This window comes from Coraliomargarita algicola (assembly GCF_033878955.1).
Taxonomy (GTDB): domain Bacteria; phylum Verrucomicrobiota; class Verrucomicrobiia; order Opitutales; family Coraliomargaritaceae; genus Thalassobacterium; species Thalassobacterium algicola.
This window is the reverse complement of sequence record NZ_CP138858.1, coordinates 2,438,282-2,455,000: the sequence shown is the minus strand read 5'-3', so window position 1 is coordinate 2,455,000 and position 16,719 is coordinate 2,438,282. Positions and strand designations below refer to the sequence as shown.

Annotated in this window: 15 protein-coding genes (1 of these 15 running past the window's edge); 10 read left to right on the top strand and 5 right to left on the bottom strand. The window is 52.4% G+C overall.

The genetic code is table 11. The annotated features are described in order from the left end of the window. Positions 1 to 84: the beginning of a ComEC/Rec2 family competence protein gene (locus SH580_RS09775; protein WP_319834809.1), read on the bottom strand. The gene continues 1,563 nt to the left of window position 1, outside the view; only the first 84 of its 1,647 coding nucleotides appear in the window; its start codon is at positions 82 to 84; the stop codon falls past the left edge of the window. An 81-nt stretch (positions 85 to 165) separates the two neighbouring features. Here SH580_RS09775 and SH580_RS09770 point away from each other — a divergent pair, with 81 nt between their 5' ends. The 4 genes from SH580_RS09770 (at position 166) to lpdA (ending at position 4,081) form a co-directional block, all read left to right on the top strand. Then, positions 166 to 1,518: a replication-associated recombination protein A gene (locus SH580_RS09770; protein WP_319834808.1), complete on the top strand. Its 1,353-nt coding sequence runs from the start codon at positions 166 to 168 to the stop codon at positions 1,516 to 1,518. A gap of 30 nt (positions 1,519 to 1,548) precedes the next feature. Continuing rightward, on the top strand, positions 1,549 to 2,028 hold the full coding sequence (locus SH580_RS09765) for a hypothetical protein (protein ID WP_319834807.1): 480 nt from the start codon (positions 1,549 to 1,551) through the stop codon (positions 2,026 to 2,028). Positions 2,029 to 2,031: 3 nt separating this feature from the next. After that, on the top strand, positions 2,032 to 2,493 hold the full coding sequence (locus tag SH580_RS09760; RefSeq protein WP_319834806.1) for a phage holin family protein: 462 nt from the start codon (positions 2,032 to 2,034) through the stop codon (positions 2,491 to 2,493). Between the two features lie 190 nt (positions 2,494 to 2,683). Next, on the top strand, positions 2,684 to 4,081 hold the full coding sequence (gene lpdA / locus SH580_RS09755; protein ID WP_319834805.1) for a dihydrolipoyl dehydrogenase: 1,398 nt from the start codon (positions 2,684 to 2,686) through the stop codon (positions 4,079 to 4,081). Positions 4,082 to 4,112: 31 nt separating this feature from the next. Here the strand turns inward: lpdA and SH580_RS09750 are convergent, their stop codons facing one another. Further along, positions 4,113 to 6,242: a DUF3857 domain-containing transglutaminase family protein gene (locus SH580_RS09750; RefSeq protein ID WP_319834804.1), complete on the bottom strand. Its 2,130-nt coding sequence runs from the start codon at positions 6,240 to 6,242 to the stop codon at positions 4,113 to 4,115. 114 nt (positions 6,243 to 6,356) lie between these two features. Between SH580_RS09750 and SH580_RS09745 the strand changes: the two genes are divergently transcribed. From SH580_RS09745 to SH580_RS09730, 4 genes are all read left to right on the top strand, one after another. Continuing rightward, a complete protein-coding gene (locus tag SH580_RS09745; protein ID WP_319834803.1) occupies positions 6,357 to 7,331 on the top strand; it encodes an MBL fold metallo-hydrolase RNA specificity domain-containing protein in 975 nt (324 codons plus the stop codon). A 240-nt stretch (positions 7,332 to 7,571) separates the two neighbouring features. Continuing rightward, positions 7,572 to 8,567 carry a helix-turn-helix domain-containing protein gene (locus SH580_RS09740; RefSeq protein ID WP_319834802.1) on the top strand — a complete coding sequence of 332 codons (996 nt, stop codon included), beginning with the start codon at positions 7,572 to 7,574 and terminating at the stop codon, positions 8,565 to 8,567. Between the two features lie 94 nt (positions 8,568 to 8,661). Beyond that, positions 8,662 to 10,614: a TonB-dependent receptor domain-containing protein gene (locus SH580_RS09735; protein WP_319834801.1), complete on the top strand. Its 1,953-nt coding sequence runs from the start codon at positions 8,662 to 8,664 to the stop codon at positions 10,612 to 10,614. Positions 10,615 to 10,696: 82 nt separating this feature from the next. After that, positions 10,697 to 12,025: a PepSY-associated TM helix domain-containing protein gene (locus SH580_RS09730; protein WP_319834800.1), complete on the top strand. Its 1,329-nt coding sequence runs from the start codon at positions 10,697 to 10,699 to the stop codon at positions 12,023 to 12,025. A gap of 24 nt (positions 12,026 to 12,049) precedes the next feature. Here SH580_RS09730 and SH580_RS09725 read toward each other — a convergent pair whose 3' ends face one another. After that, entirely contained in the window at positions 12,050 to 12,370 is a 321-nt protein-coding gene (locus SH580_RS09725; RefSeq protein ID WP_319834799.1) for a YkgJ family cysteine cluster protein, read from the bottom strand. Further along, positions 12,370 to 12,915, bottom strand: coding sequence for a L,D-transpeptidase family protein (locus tag SH580_RS09720; protein ID WP_319834798.1), 546 nt, complete (start codon positions 12,913 to 12,915; stop codon positions 12,370 to 12,372). Before SH580_RS09720 ends, SH580_RS09725 begins: the two co-directional genes overlap by 1 nt. Between SH580_RS09720 and SH580_RS09715 the strand changes: the two genes are divergently transcribed. After that, positions 12,909 to 13,925 carry an aspartate-semialdehyde dehydrogenase gene (locus tag SH580_RS09715; protein WP_319834797.1) on the top strand — a complete coding sequence of 339 codons (1,017 nt, stop codon included), beginning with the start codon at positions 12,909 to 12,911 and terminating at the stop codon, positions 13,923 to 13,925. The two genes, SH580_RS09720 and SH580_RS09715, sit on opposite strands and share 7 nt — an antisense overlap. A 42-nt stretch (positions 13,926 to 13,967) precedes the next feature. Further along, positions 13,968 to 14,360: a hypothetical protein gene (locus SH580_RS09710; RefSeq protein ID WP_319834796.1), complete on the top strand. Its 393-nt coding sequence runs from the start codon at positions 13,968 to 13,970 to the stop codon at positions 14,358 to 14,360. Positions 14,361 to 14,503: 143 nt separating this feature from the next. Here SH580_RS09710 and SH580_RS09705 read toward each other — a convergent pair whose 3' ends face one another. Continuing rightward, positions 14,504 to 16,501 (bottom strand): SGNH/GDSL hydrolase family protein, encoded by a 1,998-nt coding sequence (locus SH580_RS09705; RefSeq protein WP_319834795.1) that lies wholly within the window; start codon positions 16,499 to 16,501, stop codon positions 14,504 to 14,506. Positions 16,502 to 16,719: the final 218 nt, after the last annotated feature.

The window sequence follows — 16,719 nt, the reverse complement described above, 5'->3', positions numbered from 1 at the left end:
ATCGGCTGCATAAAAACCTGCGACCATGCCGACAAGTAGAAATAGGGCCGGGGCGCGGGTTGGCATCTGGTGTTGGCGTGGCATCGGGTAATCGACGTTAGTAGGGGAGTCTTTCTTGATTTGTTCGCACTTGCAAGGATCGAGCGCAGCCACGAATATACTAAGATGCCAATAGATGTGGATCAGGCTGATATTTTTGCTGACTCAGGAGGACGCTCTTCAGAGCCCAAGCACCGCCCTTTGGCTGTGCGCATGCGCCCGCGTAAGCTTAATGAAGTGATTGGGCAAGATCATGTAGTCGGGGAGGGCTGTCTGTTGCCGCGTCTGATTCAAGCGGATAATTTTGGTAGTCTGATCTTTTATGGGCCCCCTGGTTGTGGCAAAACCTCACTTGCAGAGGTTATTGCTGCGGAGACTCAGAGTAAATTTGTGCGCATCAATGCTGTGCTGTCTAATGTGGCTGAGATGCGTGATATTTTGCGCATGGCGCGCTACGAACCTTCTAAGAATACGATTCTTTTTATCGATGAGATCCACCGTTTTAATAAATCACAGCAAGACCTGCTTTTGCCTGATGTGGAGGCGGGGAATATACGCTTAATTGGGGCGACGACTCACAATCCGGGCTTTTATGTAAATGCACCCTTGTTGAGTCGCAGTCATCTTTTTCGCTTAGAGCCTGTCAATACGGAGGCAATCACTACGGTTTTGGCGCATGCTTTAGGCGATGCTGAGCGGGGACTTGGCAATTTTCGCTGCACGGCCGATGCCGTCGTGTTTAAGGCAGTTGCCGAGTTTTCAGGAGGTGACTTGCGACGTGCGCTCAATGCTTTAGAGACCTTGGTGCTAAGCCAACCGCTGGGGGCGCATTTGGATGCAGATGCGGTTGAAGTTTTTGCCCGAGAGCGGCAGATTCGCTATGATCGTGATGAGGATGAGCACTACGATCATGTATCCGCGATGATTAAGAGCATTCGTGGTTCAGATCCGGACGCTGCACTTTATTGGACTTTTAAGATGCTTCAGGGCGGCGAAGATCCGCGCTTTATTGCCAGGCGGCTCACGATATTGGCGTCTGAAGATGTCGGACTGGCAAATTCACATGCACTCACTGTAGCCGTGGCCGCTTTCGAGGCTTGTGAAAAAGTGGGTATGCCTGAGTGTGAATATGCCTTGGCGCATGCAGTGCTCTATTTGGCGACCTCTCCTAAGAGTAATTCTGTCACACGTGCCATTGGGGCTGTGAAGAAAAGTCTCCGAGAGCAAGCGGTACAGGCAGTGCCTTTATGGCTGCGAGACGCACATACCAAAACAAATAAAGCCATGGGCCACGGGGCAGATTACCGCTATAGTCACGATTATCCGCATGGGGTGTCCGGGCAGGATTACATGCTGCAGCCTATGACTTTTTACGTGCCTGGTCAAGCTGGCGCAGAAGCTGCAACGGCCCAACGCGTGGCGCAGCTAAAAAAACTTAAATCCGAAATTCAAGCCCGAGAGTCGGCGAGTGGTGATTGATCTTCGCGGCTACCTGCGCATATTGAAATCATGAAATTCTTCCCTCTCTTGCTGCTCGCTTTATTTATTTCTGTGCCCCTTGGTGCACAAAACGAAGGCGTGGAGATTCCCACGGAAGTGGCTGAAGCGCCTTATGAGGTAGGTGATCTGGTTTCCGAACAGGGGTATTATATCGAACGCGGGGAGGATGAGCCGCGTATAAACTTCCGGATCGTTGATAATCGCTTGCGCATCTATTGGATTGATGGGAACGGGCTGATCGCAGAGCCCGAATCGGAAACGGCCACGGTTCGTTTTACGGGATCTGTGCGTGGACGAGCCTATCACCGACTCAGTCTTTTGCCCACGGGCGGTGGTTTGGGGGCTGCGGGGATTATGACACCGCCGCATTTATATAATGTTATTTTGGTGTTTCCGGCTGATGAGGGTGCAGAGCCTGTTTCTTATAACTTTCGCTACTCACCTAGCATGGACGTGGAGGTCGACCCCACTGTAGACGGGGATTCTTAGATTATGGACATAAAACGAATTTTTAAAAGCTGGCTGCTGATCGCACTTGGCGTACTCATTGCCTCGCATGTGTTTGCAGGGATTCATTATAGCGATAGCAGTGCTTTAGTTGTGGCTGTGCTGTTACTGAGTTTGTGCAATGTCTTTCTTAAGCCCTTGCTCATGTTGTTTGCATTACCATTTATCATTATGACCTTTGGCCTTGGTATTTGGTTGATCAACGCACTCTTGTTTTTGCTGGTTGGCAACTTAGTGGATGGCTTTGATGTGGACTCATTTGCATATGCATTAGCGGGTGCTTTTGTCGTGAGTTTGACAGGTTTTGCGGCGAATATGTTCTTTGGAAATAGTCGCGTGCAAGTGCGTACCACCCGTAGTGCTGGCAATCGCCCCAGTGAGCCGACTGCGAGTCGACAGCCACATCGTCAAAAGCCGTTGCAGGACGATGATGTCATCGATATCTAGTCGGTTGAACTGCCAGACGTCTGGACCGCTACAGGAATCAACCAGGCTGGTAGGGCAGGATTCTATGATGGTCATGGGACTATTGGAACCACTATTGGAACCTTTTGTGCGTTGAGTTAGTCACGATAGGAAATTCGCCATTTTGATAAGAATTGACTCAGAGCCAAACTTGGCGCTTTTAATCTAGCCTATGTCATCGACTACAAAATACGATCTCGTCGTCATCGGCGGTGGCCCTGCGGGCTACGCTGCAGCTATTCGTGCCGGCCAACTTGGCAAGAAAGTTGCCTGCGTGGAGCAAGAGCGCCCAGGCGGCACTTGTTTGAACTGGGGTTGTATCCCCTCTAAGGCGCTGCTTAAAAGCGCTGAGCTGTATAATAAGATTCAGCACAGCGAAGACCTGGGCATTACTGTCAAGGGCGTCGATTATGATTTTTCTAAGATCATCGGTCGTTCGCGCAATGTGTCGGAGACGATGGCGAAGGGAATTGGCTTCCTGTTCAAAAAGAACAAAGTGGACCACATCATCGGCACTGGCACGATCAATGTGCCTGGCATGGTGGAAGTCACTGCAGGTAAAGATAAGGGGAAGATTCTTTCCACGGAGAAGACTCTGATTGCGACGGGATGTAAGCCACGTCGCCTGCCGGATCTTGAAGTTGACGGGGAACGTGTGATGACCTCGCGTCAAGCGCTGGAGATGAAGACACAGCCGAAGTCCATTGTGATTGTAGGTGCGGGTGCAATCGGTGCCGAGTTTGCTTACTTTTTAAATGCTTTCGGGACTAAAGTGACATTGGTCGAGATGCTGGATCAGGTGCTGCCGGTTGAAGATCATGAAACGGCGGCTGTCGTCGAGCGGTCTTTCAAGCAGAGTGGTATCGACTGCCGGGTATCGACTGCGGTGGAGAATATCCAAGTGAGTGCGAAGAACGTTAAAATGGATCTCGTTAAGGGGGACCAGACCGAGAGCATCACAGCTGATTCCATTCTTTTGGCGATTGGTGTTGTGGCTAACACTGAAGGGCTCTTCTCGCCACGCACCAAGCTCGCGCTTGATCGCGGTTACGTCAAGGTGGATGACAATTACGAGTCCTCAGTTAAGGGCATTTATGCGGCTGGTGATATTATTGGGCCCCCTTGGTTGGCACACGTTGCGACCTTTGAAGCGGTCCAGGCAGTGAATGGCATGTTTGGCCATGGCAAACCCGAGCGGGTCAAGGAGTTCCCCGGCTGCACTTACTGCCTACCTCAAGTGGCTTCGATTGGTAAGACTGAGAAGAAGCTCAAGGAAGAGGGAATTGAATATAAGGTGGGCAAGTTCCCATTCCAAGCATCCGGTAAAGCGGTCGCCTCCAATCAGCCGGAAGGCTTTGTTAAGATGTTGGTGGATCCGAAATACGGCGAAATCCTGGGCGCACACATCGTGGGTTCTGACGCTACCGAGATGATCGCGGAGTATGGCTTGGGGATGAAACTCGAGGCTACAGCCGAGGAAATCCACAATACCATTCATGCTCACCCCACGCTCAGTGAGGCGATGATGGAGGCTGCCGCCGCCGTTTTCGGCGAAGCGATCCACATCTAAGTCGCCTGAGGTGGAGCTTCTTTAGGGGATTTTACTTTTTCCTGAAGATAAGCCATTTTAAAAAGCCATTTCGCTTGTCGGAATGGCTTTTTTTTGTCGCAGCACCTTGCTCGCGTTTCTTGATTTCCTCTGGGTGCGAAGCCAGGCGTTGTGTGCGTGACCTGGACCTCCTTCGTACTTGTTTGCTTGGGGCTGCTGCTGGTGAGGAATTTTTTTGCGAAGCGGCCTTGCGGGGCATCAGTTGTCCGAAGTCGGCGGGGCGGTGCAGGCGAACGAGTCCACGTGGTGCGGTGATGACCCAAGAAGCATGTTGCCAGAGGTCAAATAGTAGATTACGGAAGCTGGCTACTTGCTCGGCGGGGATGTGGTCGGTCGATGTCTTCAGGCGAATCGTTTTAGTCCAAGCACCGCTTTTGAAGAGTCCTTCGACGCTGGCTTCTATCCCGGGGAGCTCGAAGGTCTTTTTCTGGCTCCGTTGGCGTCCATTTGCCTTCGAGTGCACCTCGATGATGTGTGTGACGTCTAAATCGTCTGGGATTGCAAAGGCGGCGCATCGTTCGCCTTCTTCAGGGACGGTGATCGCGGCCATGAGGATGGTGCGTGGTAGGGACAGTTGTAAGAACTGTTTATCGAAGCTCATACTCTTGTAAAAATCGATCTTATATACCTCGACCATTCGCCACTCGTTGAGTGCCCGGTTGTCCATATATTTGACGGGCTCAACGGCGCATTCTGTTTGATAGCGATTAACTTGGCGTTCTTCAGAGCTCTTGATAAAACCTTCTGGCCCTTCTTGGGAAAGCTGCAGGCGAAAATCGTCGGCGTATTTTCCAGTTACAGTAGTCGTGACGCGTAAGATCGAGAGGTTGTTGGCCGTATCGAGTAAGATGGTGTCTTGTAGCTCGTAGCGATCTTTGACGCTACGATTGCTTGGCTGTTCGACTAGATTCGTAGGTCTTGCTTGGATGGGGAGGCCGAAGTAGTAAGGTGGAACGTAGCGACCAGTGGCGTCGCCACCCTGATCACTCAGTGTCGGATCGACCCAGTAAGGCACTCCATCGATTTGATACTCGACGATCACATGGTTGAACAAGGTCGCGCAGGGGAGTAGTTCGGGTAAGCTTTTACCAAGCTCGCTATTGACTAGTATCGGGCGTGCCTTGATGGACTGGCTGCGCAGTAGGTGAGTCAATAGCGATGAGAGGTCTTTGCAGTCACCGTAACATCTTTCGATGACTGTGTGGGGTGAATTGGGAATTTGCCCGCCTAGATTTGTTTTGACGCTTAGGTAGCGGAACTCGTCTTGAACATAACGGATGAGGGCTTCTGCGGTCTTTTTTTGATCGTTTGGATCAACCATAGACTCCAAGGCTGCGGGCAGTTGAAAATCGCTAACGTTAGGCCAAGCTTCGTGGGCGGCCATCGCCATTTCAGACCATTTCTGCATGTCGGACAGGTGAATCCAATTTTCTGGCAACTGCCAGTTCGGGATGTTGCTTTCAGCGGATTCTGGATCGATGTCTTGTTCTTCCCATTCCCATAAAATATGTGATGCTTCCTCGGAAATTTTAGGAGCGTTTTCAGGGTTTGCAGACTGCCATTGCATTGGCGTTTGCTTCGGGAAGCGCACGGATAGATGGTAGTCGCCGGTGCGTAGGGCATCCGGCGGAGACTGAAGGTTTGAAAAGTGATTGGGTAGTATCTGTGGCTGATTGATTTGGGTGTAGCATGTATCAATCACGTCACCGATTCGTATGTCTTCGAGCACTACAAGTAAAGTGACTTGGCCGTGTAGGATGTAAGATTCCAAATCTTCTTCACGTTGTATAATACGTACGTTCTCCGGATCTGAGTATTCGCGTGCCACGCCATCTCGGATCACTCGAATGTGGTGGAGCTGTATTTTTTGACTGTTGGGATCGAAGTTTATGCGCCACTGTGCCAGCTCTTGCACGGCTTGTTTGTTTTCCAGGCGTTGCTGTAGGTGGATGTATGAGGACTTTGTCTCGGTATCATGCTGTATATCCAGTAGTAAGCGTGTAATGGGTTCACCATCGCGTCTACAAGTCTGGAGGGAGGACTCATACGTGCGTACCCAGCTTGGTATAGGGCTGTGTTCCAGTCGTGGGTGTGGGGTTTTTCTTGATACGCTAGGTTGCATTGCGGGTTCCATATTTTGACAAGCTATGTTGTTCTCAATTCAACGGTCAAAAGTAATTTTTTTAAAAGATGGGATTCACTCGGAATTTGTCTCTAGTCCGTTAAACTTGTTTGTATGATAAAGCCAATCTATCGAGGTGGACTGTTACTGCCGAAGTGTCAGTTATGGTTCGATCCACGTAAGCGTAAGCCCTTTGCCGTGGTTTCGCATGCACATGCGGATCATGTTGCTAATCACGATTGTTATTTGGCTACGCCCGAGACGATCGCATTGATCCGTGTGCGTCATGGCAATGCTATGGCGGATCGGGGCAGGGCGTTGCCATATGGTGAGGTGTATTTGGGCCCTGGCTATCGATTGCGCTTCTATCCCGCTGGGCATGTGTTAGGCTCGGCGATGGCGCATGTTCGGCTGGATACTGGAGAGTCTTTTCTTTATACGGGAGATTTTAAAATGCGCTCCGGGCTTGCGACAGAAGTGATTCAGATTCCACATGCCGACACTCTGGTAATGGAAACTACCTTTGGGCGTGCTGAGTATGTCTTTCCAGAATTTGAGCAGACTTGTCAGAGTGTGCATCGTTTCTGCGATCGCGCGATCGAAGCTGCCAAGGTCCCTGTCTTTTTGGCCTATAGCCTTGGCAAGGCGCAGGAGCTATTGAAGGTTTTGGAGGAGCGCTCTCAGACGTTGATGGTGCATAAGAGTATTGCGCCATTGAATCAAGTGTATGCCAGTTTTGGGGTTTCGATGCCACAGACACGGCCGCTGGACTTTCTCAATATGAGTGAATGTATCGTCGTGATGCCACCCGCGGTGCTCCGACTATTACCGCGTAAGAACTGCCAGGTAGCGATGGTCAGTGGTTGGGGAATGGATGGTTCTGCTAAGTATCGCTATGGGGTCGACGAGGTGATTCCGCTGTCCGATCACGCAGATTATCCGGGCTTGCTGCAGTTTGTAGATACTGTGGCACCGCAAGCGGTTTATACCACGCATGGTTACGAGCAGGCATTTGCGGCTACGCTTCGTAGTCGGGGCTATGCTGCCTGGTCGCTTTCAAAAAATGATCAATTGGAATTGAAGCTTTAGCTTTGTGGTTGCCGCTCTGTTTACTGCAGGGGATTATATGACTCGGGTGATACGGAGTCTCATTATCACTTGACGGCAGTTCAATCGTGCATACCCATTCATCGGTGTAGATGCGTCGGAGTCGGCGTATCTTATTTCTATCTAACTGATTTTCAACTTTCTCACATCCTGTGCAGCAATCGATCATAATTTCCTGCTTCGCTTCTAGCCGATTAGACCTTCGTGTCTATGGGGGGCAGTATGGCTGGTAAACTCATGCAGGACACGCGACCAGGACTTCGTTTGAGTGGGGCACTGAGTGCTTCGGCGCCTGCTTGTCCATTTTTACCGCCAAGCCGCTGGGATTGGGCAGGTCAGGGAGTTTGCGGGCATGCGGAATGGTTTCAGTTGAGAGAGGGATTGGGCTATATTGATGTGGAGTGTCGCCTAGATGGTCCGAATCCCTGTCATATCGATTTAGGGCAAGAGTATTTAGTGATGGGCTTTGTCACGCAGGGCTGGGCGAAGTGGAGTACTTCTGCGGGGCTTGTGGAGAAAGTGGAAGCGGGGCAGTGGTTTACGATGCCGCGTCGTGAGTTTTCCTTGGATCGCACGGCTACGGATGGCGTCGTTTTGGGGCTTTGTATTTGTTCCCGCGTGATGGCGAGCCAGTTGTCTGAGTTGAGCCCTCAAGGTAAAGTGAGTGAGCAATTGCGGCGTTATACCAGCTCTGGGGCGCGTATAGATTTTGCGGGTGGGCAAATGGATGCGGCTACTTTTAATTTGGCCCGACTTGTAGCGTCTCGCGAAGGCAGTGGTTTAAGGCGGCGTCTGCGGATCGAAGCCAACACTTTGACATGGATCTCTGAGCTTTTGAGTCATGTTGAGTCCTTGGATAGTGCTGGCGAATCTGCTTTAAATGCAGCTGATCGCGACGCGATACAGCTGTTGTGTGAGCACATGCGGCATGATCCCGGATACGAGTATTCGATGGCTGAATTGTGTCAGCTGTCCGGCTTGAATGAACATAAGCTGAAATCTTCCTTTAAACGTATCCATGGTAAGACTACTTTTGGGTATTTACGTGAGCTACGTATGGACTTTGCTGCCAGTTTGTTGAAGGAGGATCGTTTGAGTGTGATTCAGGTGGCCAATGAGGTGGGCTATACCAACGCGAGTCATTTTGCGCGCGCATTTAAGGAGCGGCATGGCCTATTGCCCAAGGCGTATCAGTGTCTTCACCGCCGAAGTGCGTGAATGGCTCAATTTCGTTTTCGGGCTTTTTTACTCCGTCTGCGGGTAGAAATGGCAGTGGTGGTTTTGCTATGCTGGCCGTTTTTCATCAAACAACATGCAAAATACCAATCAAATTACTAAACGCTTTGCTTTGCCTGGCATCTTACTTCTTGTGGGCGCTTGCACGTCTTCACATGCAGACGAGCTGTCTGCTAATGCAGTTGCTGAGCTGAATGAAGCGACGCTCACAGCGAACGAAGCGGCTCAGGTAGATCATACTTTGGCAGACTCCAACACGGTCACATCCGAGGAGTTGGAGCGCTGGTCCGCTACTGACTTAGAGGATATTTTCAGGTCAAGCATTAGCGTCAATGCTGCGGGTGGTCGTCCACAGACGCAGGATATTTTTATTCGTGGCTTACAGAGCACGACGGCTAATGTCACCGTCGATGGTGCACCTCAGGTCGGAGCGATTTTTTACCATGCTGGCACTGGTGGTAGCATCGAGCCAGAGCTTCTAAAATCCGTTAAAGTGAGTGCGGGCACTGGAAACGCGCTGAGTGGCGCAGGTGCACTGGGGGGTGCTATTGCATATGAAACCAAGGATGGCTTTGATCTGCTGGAGGACGGTGCGACTGTCGGCGCCTTGTTGAAGGGAACTTACTATTCCAGTGGCGACGGTGGCTATAAAACCAGTGCGACTGGCTATGGTTTGATCAATGAAGACTGGAGCTATATCGCATCGCTGGGATACTCCGACGTGGGAAACTACGAGGATGGCGATGGCAATGAAGTGATTGATACCGAATACCAGCGCACCAGCGCTTTTTTCAAAGTTTCCGGTAATCTGACCGAAGCGCAGAGCCTCAGTGTGAGTTACGAATATCTCGAAGATCAAAGTATCGGCGCAGCTCGTATGAACATTGCCCCTGCCGTGAGTGCGGATGGCACGAGCTATAAAGAGCGTAACACAGCGACTGTTCACTACGATATCAACCCTGCTAATAATGACTGGGTGAATGTGGAAACCAATGCGTATTGGACGGAGCGTAGCCTTCAGGATGCCACCACGGAGACTTCTATTACCAGTATCGGTTTTGATCTGCGTAATACCAGCCTCTTCAAGGAAGCTGCCAAAGTGACTTATGGAGTCGACTACCGTGAAGATACCTACGAAACTGATAAGACCACTGCCGGGGACGACGCCGGCGACGTGCTGGGGCTCTACGCTCAGGGCGACTGGGATGTTTCTGAGTTTGTGACGCTTTCTGCCGGGGGGCGTTTCGATCGCTATACCTTGGATGAGCGTGGTGGCGTGGATGTCGATAATTCAGGCTTCAGTCCCAATGGCACGATTATTGTGCGCCCCACCGAGGGCTTGGAGATTCATGCCACCTATGCAGAGGCATTGCGCGGCGCCTATCCGACTCAAGCCTATTTCGATACAGTCACGCAAGACCCTGATATGAAGGCGGAGCGATCGACGAACCTAGAGCTTGGTTTCGAGTACACGATTAAGAATTACTACATCGCCGCGAACATCTTCCAGTTGGAAGTCGACGACGTGATCAATCCTGGCTATGACCGTGGCACCGGGCTGCGCACTAATGTCGGCGATTTTGAAACAACCGGTTATGAAATTATGGCTGGGGCACAGTTCGGTGCTCTTAACGTTGAGCTCGGTGTGACTGAGAGCGATCCGGAAATGACATACTACGATGGTTCCAGCGATGAAGAGTATAGCCTAGTCGGCACTAACACCGGACGCACTTGGTTTGGTAACTTGGAATACGTCTTTGAGGAATTGAACCTCATCACTGGTTGGTATGTTAGTTATGTCGAAGCCATTGACTCGGACACCGCACGTGCGCTGCGCGAAAAGAGCTCGTATACAGTGCATGATGCCTACCTGCGTTGGACGCCCAAGTCCTTGGATGCACTGACTGTAAACCTGACTCTGAGCAACGTATTCGATAAATATTATTATGATCAGGCCACCTTTGCTTATACTAGCGGATATGCCGCGAGTGGCCGTGAATTAGCATTGAGTCTTTCCTACAAATTTTAGGTAATTTATACGATTCGCAAGTTTTGCGCTTACACTGCGATGCGGTGTAAGCGCTTTTTGTTTTTTGTTCATTTCATTTTTTATGAAACGCTTTCGTAAAATAATTTTTTGGGTGCATCTCTGTGTCGGTGTGGCAGTCGGGTTTATGATCGCATTACTTTGCCTGACCGGGGCCGTGCTCGCTTTTGAGGATGACTTTATCGCTGCAGTTGAAAAAGACTCGGTCACTCTGGAGCTTGCTGCCGGAACAGAGCGCAAAGCGATCGACGAGTTGGTGCGTATGGCCCAAGAGGTCGAGCCGGATGCGACGTTTTCGCAGATCGTGATTGCCTTCGAGCCGAGCACTGCCTGGCGCTTGAATATGGGACGACGTGACTTTCGCTATCTCAATCCTTATACGGGAGAGATTTGGCAAAGCGAAGCACAGGGACTGCGCGATTTTTTCTTTTTTAATTTCGAACTGCACCGTTGGTTGGTGTTGCAGGGGGACTCGCGTGATACCGGGCGTATGATCACCAATGTCGCCAACCTCGGCTTTCTCTTTCTTTGTCTGAGTGGCTTGTACCTGTGGTTCCCACGCGTGTGGCGTTGGAAGGCCTTTCGTGCTGTGATGATGCTCAAGCGCGGTGCTAAAGGCAAGGCGCGTGATTTTAATTGGCACAACGTTTTTGGTTTCTGGGCGCTGATTCCGCTCATTCTGATGATTTTGACCGGAGCGTATTTCTACTACGACTGGGCGAAAGACGGTGCAAATATACTCTTCGGCCCATCCGCGCCACGTGTGGGTACGCAACTCCCAGCACAGCACATAGAAGACAGCCTAATCGAGGGAGAGACGCTCAGTATGGAGGCTCGCTTTGATGTCGCGAGTGCTTGGAGCGAAGATTGGGAAGAAATCACTATGCCCATTGCCAGCAGCGCGACTCTAGGACCTCGCGGTGCAGGACAAGGTGCTGGACGCGGTGCCGGATCGGGGCGTGGTCCTGGGCAGGGGCAGGGCGGTGGCTCTGGCGGTCAGGGTGCAGGCGATGGCAGTGGCCCCGGCGGTGCTATCGGCGCCGGCACCGGTCCCGGTGCGGCTCAGGGAGGCGGACGACGTGGCCCCAGTGTCGATCCTGCCTTGGTTTTGGTTCAAGAGGCGGGACAATGGTTTCCGTTTAACCGTCCTTCCGAGCTCTTGGTCGATCTGTATACAGGTGTGATCGCGGCTCAGCGTCAGCCTTCCGATCTCAGCTTCAGGGAGAAATTACACAGTTCCCTGCGCTACATCCACACTGGCGAGGCTGGACTCCTTCCGGGCAAAATCATCGCCTTCCTAGGCTGCATCGCCGGACTGATCCTCGTTTATTCCGGCTTCGCTTTGAGCTACCGCCGCTTGATGAGTAGCCGCCGTAAAAAGAAAGCGAGTTGAGTCAGTGGCGGGAATGCCCTCCGGCTAAGATCCGTCTTGGCGCCTGACTCCCATGCGTTCCCGCGCCTCGATGCATTGAGCGCTGCCGGCTTCAAACCGCCTACAGACTGCCGGGCGGGTGGCGTAAATGCGGCACAACTGGTCTTCTTTTAAAAACGCACAGCTCTCCAAAAAGGGGAGCGGGTGCATTTGGTAAGCTTTGTCCTTGGTGGCCAGGTGGGACTCCAGTTGTCGAGTCTCACGCCGGATCGCGGGTTCGCGCTCGGCATCGGCCTCGCTGGCAAAAATCGGAAAGCAGCGGCAGCAGGCGCCGCAGTTTTCGCAGTCGTATTCCGGGCGTGGCATTAGCGTATCCAAACGAGATCACCTGCCTCGACTCGCTCGAAGAGCTCGATCATTTCGCGATTGCGCAGCTGCACGCAGCCCGCGCTGGCGGGTTGTCCGATCAGTTCTTCTTTGTTGGTGCCGTGAATATACACGTAGCGATCGTAGGTGTCGCAGCCAGGGCCGCTGTTTTTGCCCGGCTCCAGACCGCGCATGCGTAGGATACGACTGGTGATCAGGCTGCGCGCGGCATCTTCCTCGGAGACCTCGGTGTAAAGTTCTCCCGTCGCCACCCGTCCCTTAAAGACCATGCCTTCCGGCGCATCGGCTCCGATCTTGTCGGCGATGGTGTGGAGTCCCGAGGGAGTGCCAAAAGAATCTGCCACACAAGAGGGCGGATTTTTTGAGGTTGAGACTGTATATTCTTTCACTAGCTTGCTATTTTCCAGAACGACCATTGTTTGGTCGGCAATTGAAACCAGCAAGCAGCGATCTGTAGGTGTTATTGACAAGGCCTCACAGCTTTGTTTTACACGCGCGCTTTCCTCTATTAAATCAAATGGCATATAACGTAGGCATCCTCGGAGCGACTGGTGCAGTCGGTCAAGAAATCATTCGTCTCCTTCACGAGCGTGAGTTCCCCATCGCGGAACTTCGTTTGCTCGCATCGGCACGCTCCGCGGGCAAGACACAATCGTTTGGCGACAAATCCTGGACGATTCAAGAAGCGACTCCAGAGAGCTTCGCAGGGCTGGACGTCTGCATCTTTAGCGCCGGGGGCGACCAGTCCAAGCTCTTCGCTGCAGAGGCCGTCAAGCGCGGTTGTATCGTCGTCGATAACAGCTCCGCCTTCCGCCAGGACCCCAACGTGCCACTGGTCATTCCCGAGATCAATCCCGACTCGGTCGACAATCACCAAGGCATTTTGGCCAACCCGAATTGCTCGACAGCGATCTCGTTGATGGGGCTCTATCCGCTGCACAAAGCCTTCGGTCTGAAGTCTTTTATCGCTTCCACTTACCAAGCCGTTTCCGGCAGTGGCGCCGGCGGCTTGATCGAACTCGATCAACAGGCTCACGCTTGGGCTGAAGGGGGTGAGATGAAGCAAGAAGTGTATCCGCATCAGATCGCCTTCAATCTCATTCCCCACGTCGACAAGTTTCTTGACGACGGCTACACCAAGGAAGAGATGAAGATGCTCAACGAGGGCCGCAAGATCATGGGGATCGACGATCTCCGCGTGACTTGCACCTGTGTGCGTGTGCCCGTCTTCCGTGCCCACTCGATCTCGATCAGTGCTGAATTTGAAAAGCCCGTCACTGTTGAAGCCGCGCGCGAAGCCGTGCGTAATTTCGAAGGTGCCGAACTGGTGGACAATCCCGCTAATGCCGAATACCCGATGCCGCTCAACTACTCCGAGGTGGTGCCTTGTGGCGTCGGCCGCATCCGCAAAGATCTGGTATTCGACAACGGTCTCGCGCTTTGGGTGACTGGCGACCAGCTCTGGAAGGGCGCCGCCCTCAACGCCATTCAAATCGCCGAGCTCCTGCACAAAAAGGGGAAGTTGTCATCGTAGGGGCTTCACTGGTGAAGACCGCCGATCCACTCTGCCGATCCGATGTCTGAACTCCACACACTCGTCGATTTCGGCATTTGTGTGATTCTGTGGCTGGTGCAGTGCATCATTTATCCGAGCTTCTTGCATATGGAGGGGGCGTCGATGATCGATTGGCATAAGACTTATGTCTTTCGTTTCACCTGGATCATCGCTCCGTTGATGATCTTGCAACTCATCTGTGCCGCTTGGGCGGTGTGGGCGTTCGGCACAGCCTTGAGCTGGCTGGTCTTGATACTGGTCATGACATGCTGGGGGCTGTCCTTTTTCGTATCCGTGCCGCTACACCGCCAGATCGATCAAGGTGATTCGACGCAAATCAAGCGCCGGCGGTTGATTTGGACTAATTGGCCGCGCACGCTTTTGTGGACGGCGGTATTTATTTTAGGCTGGTAGTTGCGGGGCAGGACAGGTCTTTTCGAGCGCTTTAAGTATGAGCCTGAATTCAAGCGTTTGAAACAACGGCGAACGGCCGTCACTCTTGCCTGATACTATGCTGGGTATGAGTGAGCGCTTTAGCGCTTGATTATAATGTGTACTTAATTCGCCACGAAATCAATCACCCGCAGCGCAGTGCCGCCGGCTTTGATAGGTCCGGGGCGGTTGTCCAAAATCTCGATTTCGAGACTGTGAGATCCAGGCGCTAATTCGTTAAAAAACATCACAGTCATCGGATAATTAAATCCGCTATAACGGTGGAGGGTATCAATTTCTTGGCTCTGCTCGCCGTCCACAGTGCAGCGTAGGATACCGGCATCCGGCCCCGCCAGCATGTAGGCGCCGATTGCGGTCCCCTCGAAGTCGATTGTCAGTTTTGCATGGGCTTGGCTGCTGTAAATCATGGGCACCTCTTTAAAGCGTGAGCGCACGGCTCCCGCATTTTCTTCCGGCCAATTGGGAACGCCGACCGTCCAGTTTGCATCCATCTGGAGGGCGTCGAGCGGCAAAAAGCGTCCGTGGATATAGCTCTTTGCGTCGATCACATCCGGCAGCGCATATGGCTGTGCTTGCGCGTCGGCCGAGAGAGGTTTCGCCCACTGCTGGAGCAGGGCACGACGAATCATCGTCGCACACATGGTGTTGCCGTATTCGTTCGGGTGCACGCCACCGAATTTTTTCCAGTCCATCTTCCCCGCAGTAATCAAGTCTGCCAGTTCCTGAGCGAGGTGATTGACCGAGACCCCGTAGTGCTCGGCCACCTGGCTGTGTGCCTCGATCGACGGGGTGCTTTCGCCACGTTGTAGTTTTCGCAGAATGTTTTCATTCACGAAAAAGGTCATCACGATATCGACTTTCGGGTTATGCCTTCTCGCTTGTGCGATGATGCCCTCCATGCCACGCAAGGCGTCCTCATAATCCTGCTGTGCATCCTGGTCGTCATTCACCGCGAACTCTACAAATAAGAGATCCAACGGTCCGTGGCTCAGAACATCCTGCTCTAGACGAAAGGCACCTGTGTCGGAACAGGTCGAGCTGATGCCTGCGTCGGTAAAGGTAAAGGCTGTCTCTGGAAAACGTGCTTCCAGCATCTCACAGAGCATGGGACGATAGCCATTCATCTCGGTGATTGAGCCGCCAATAAAAGCCACATGCCCGCGCCGCTGTTGTTCGAATTGAATACGCGAGTTTTGAAAATCGCTGCGCAAAATGAAGTTTTTGTCGCTGACGATTTGATCGGCGGCTAGGTCGCCTTGGCCCTGAGAGTGTTGAATAATAAAATCAACAATTGGCTGTGGATCTTCCAGCGAGTGGGGATGGTGCCCGGCGTCCGGTTTATGAATCACTTTAAAGGTGCCGCCCATCGTATGATAGCGCGCTTCCGCGATCGCCGTGTTCTCCGCGACCGGCACCACCTCGTCCGCATCGCCGACCACGTGCAGGATGGGAATGCCCGCTTTCGCTAAGGGCGCCAAGTTGTCGATCGGGTTGCCCGTATAGGCGGTGGCCTCCGCCTGATCTTTAAAACCATAACGAGCCAGAATGGCGTCATTGATGCCCGGCCAGCTCTTGAAGTCCATGACCGGCGCATCGGCATAAATCGCGGCCACCTTGTCCGGATTGGCGGCCGCCCAATTATAGACGATCAAGCCACCCCGCGACATGCCTTCCAATACTGCCCGATCGGCAAACAAATGCTCAAAGCGCAGGTAGTTGTAAAAGGCATTCCAGCGCGCGACCGCCTCGGGACTGCCGTATAAACCGCTCACATCACAATAGACCACATGATAACCCCGCTCCAGCATCGCGATGTCGAACTGCGGCTCATGCCCCCAGAAGCGCGCGCGCCACACCCAAGGCTTCCCATCGGCCTCCTGATGAGGAATCACAATTCGCGTATCCTCATGCACCACCATTTCAAAGCCATGCCAATCCTGCACCTCGCCCGGAAACTTCTGCGCCGCCTCACTGCTTTGTGGCAGGGGCGCAGCTGCGAGCTCTGTTTTGTTCTGAGTCAGGTTCATTTTAGGATCTGAGGCCATGGTCAATAAGGGGATGCATGCCAATGCCGCACACAGTAAAGAGGTAATTTTTTTCATGGGCACCTTCACTCGATTCAGTTTCGAGCTATCGTGCAAGCGCCTTTTGGTTATAATAATTTTGCGATCAGAGGTTCGCTATGCATCCGAAGGGCTCATCTCTCTTGTGTGCCGTGACGGTGAGCTTGCGATGAGACGATTGCTTTAATTTGTATTTGTCTAAGCAGGCGGTGATTTTTGAGAATCAAGGCTTGCTGTGCGTTGGCAGAGTTGATTTT